Genomic DNA, 2,455 nt, shown 5'->3' with positions numbered 1-2,455 from the left:
GCACCAGTGTGCCGCTGCCCGAACGGGATTCGGCGACCGCGGCCAGACCGGCGACGCTCGGGGCGTCGAACAGGTCGCGCACCGACAGTTCGGCGTCCAGCGCCGCTCCGACCCGGGCCACCACACGGGCGGCCAGCAGCGAGCTGCCGCCGAGCGCGAAGAAGTCGTCGTTCGCGCCGATCCGGTCGACGCCGAGCAGGTCCGCGAAGACCCCGGCGACGACGTCCTCGGCCACGGTCTCGGGCGCGCGGTAGGCCGCGGTCTCGAAGACCGGTGCGGGCAGCGCCGCGCGATCCAGCTTGCCGGAGGCGTTGACCGGGAACTCGTCCAGCACCACGAACGCGGCCGGAATCATGTACGCGGGCAACAGGCCGCTCAGCGCCGCCTTGACGGCGTCCAGGTCGATGGCGTGGCCCGGCTCGCGCCGCAGGTAGCCCGCCAGCTGATCGCCCGCGTGCGGGTCCGAACGGACCAGCACGACCGCCTGGTTCACACCCGGCTGCGCCAGCAGCGCGGCCTCGATCTCACCCAGCTCGATGCGCAGACCGCGCAGCTTCACCTGGAAATCGGTGCGGCCCAGGTAGATCAGCTCACCGTCGGCGTTCCAGGTGACCAGGTCGCCGGTGCGGTACATGCGCGCGCCAGTCCCGAAGGGGTTGGCCACGAAGCGATCCGCGGACAGGTCCGGGCGGCCCAGGTAGCCGCGGGCCAGCTGATCGCCCGCCAGGTAGAGCTCACCGGCGACACCCGGCGCGACCGGGTTCAGGCGGCCGTCGAGCACGTAGGTCTGGGTGTTCCAGACCGGGCGGCCCATGGGCACGAACGTGGTGTCGGTGTCGATCACCTCGTGGTGGGTCACCTCGACCGCGGCCTCGGTCGGGCCGTACAGGTTGTGCAGGCGCGCGCCGGTCAGCTCGCGCAGCTTGGCGGCGGTGCCGACGGGCAGGCCCTCACCGGAGGCGAACACCTGGCGCAGGCCGGTGCAGTTCGCCGCGGCCGGCTCGGTCACGAAGACCGCCATCATGGACGGCACGAAGTGCGCGTGGGTGATGCCCGCGCGAATGATCAACTCGGCCAGGTACTTCGGGTCGCGGTGACCGTCGGGCGCGGCCACCACCAGCTTGGCGCCGATCTGCAAGGGCCAGAAGAACTCCCACACCGACACGTCGAAGGTGAAGGGGGTCTTCTGCAGCACCACGTCGTCGGCGGTGAGCCGGTAGCGGTCCTGACCCCACACCAGGCGGTTCACCACGGCGGCGTGCGACACCGCCACGCCCTTGGGGCGGCCGGTGGAACCGGAGGTGAAGATGACGTAGCAGGCGTTCGACTCCCGCAGCGGCGCGAGCCGATCGGCGTCGGTGAGCGGGGTCGCGGCGTAGCCGGCCAGATCGAGGGTGTCGACCGCCAGCACCGGCAGGTCGCGCGCGGTGGTGAAACCGTCGCGGGCGGTGGTCAGCACGAGCACCGGGCCCGCCGCGTCCAGCACGTAGTCGGTGCGCTGCTCGGGCTGATCCGGGTCGACCGGGACGTACGCGCCGCCGGCGGCCAGGATCGCGTACATGCCGACCAGCAGGTCGTGCGAGCGGCGGATCGCCAGCGCCACCCGGGATTCCGGGCCGACGCCGCACTCGACCAGCTTGCGGGCCAGGCGGTGCACGCGGCCGGAGAACTCGCCGTAGGACAGAGTCGTCCCGTCGAATTCGACTGCCGGGGCGTTCGGGCAGGTCAGAGCTCGCGACTCGAACAGGGCGACCAGGGTCGCGGGGGTGGTCTCACCCCACGCGCCCACCGGCAGCGCCGAGCGGATGTCGTGGGCGGTGTCGTTCCAGCCGGTCAGCACCTGCGCGCGCTCGGCGTCGGTGAGCAGGTCGATATCGCCGACCGGGCGGTCCGGGGCGGCGGTGACCGCGTCCAGCACCACGTCCAGGCGACGGGCGAAGGCCGCGATGGTGGCCTCGTCGAAAATGTCGGTGGCGTAGGTGAACACGGCGTCCAGCCCACCCGCCGCGCGGTCCTCGACCAGCGACAGCTGCAGATCGAACTTGGCGATGCCCGGGTCCAGCTCGACCCGCGAGGCGGTCAGGCCGTTCAGCTCGAGGCTGGTCTGCGTGGTGTTCTGCAGATCCAGGGCCACCTGGAACAGCGGGTGGCGGGCCTGCGAGCGCATCGGGCTGAGCACCTCGACCAGGCGCTCGAACGGGACGTCCGCGTGCGCGAAGGCGCGCAGGTCGGTCTCGCGCACCTGGGCCAGCAGCTCCCGGAACGAACGGTCCGGGGCCACCTCGGTGCGCAGCACCAGGGTGTTGACGAACATGCCGACCAGGTCGTCGAGCGCCTGCTCGCCGCGCCCGGCGACCACCGCGGACGAGGACATCGGCAGCGAGCGGAAGCGGTCGATGACGCCCTTGGTCGAGTCGTAGACGACGACCGTCGCGGTGTTGATGAAGCCGAAGGC

At 71.9% G+C, this 2,455-nt stretch carries 1 protein-coding gene; it reads right to left on the bottom strand.

The genetic code is table 11. The annotated features are described in order from the left end of the window. A partial coding sequence (locus ACFV4K_RS35420; RefSeq protein ID WP_379280657.1) for an amino acid adenylation domain-containing protein occupies nucleotides 1–2,455 on the bottom strand: 2,455 nt, incomplete at both ends.

The organism is Nocardia sp. NPDC059764, assembly GCF_042732555.1.
GTDB lineage: Bacteria > Actinomycetota > Actinomycetes > Mycobacteriales > Mycobacteriaceae > Nocardia.
The sequence above is the reverse complement of the archived record's forward strand: the minus strand, read 5'-3'. Positions and strand labels throughout refer to the sequence as shown.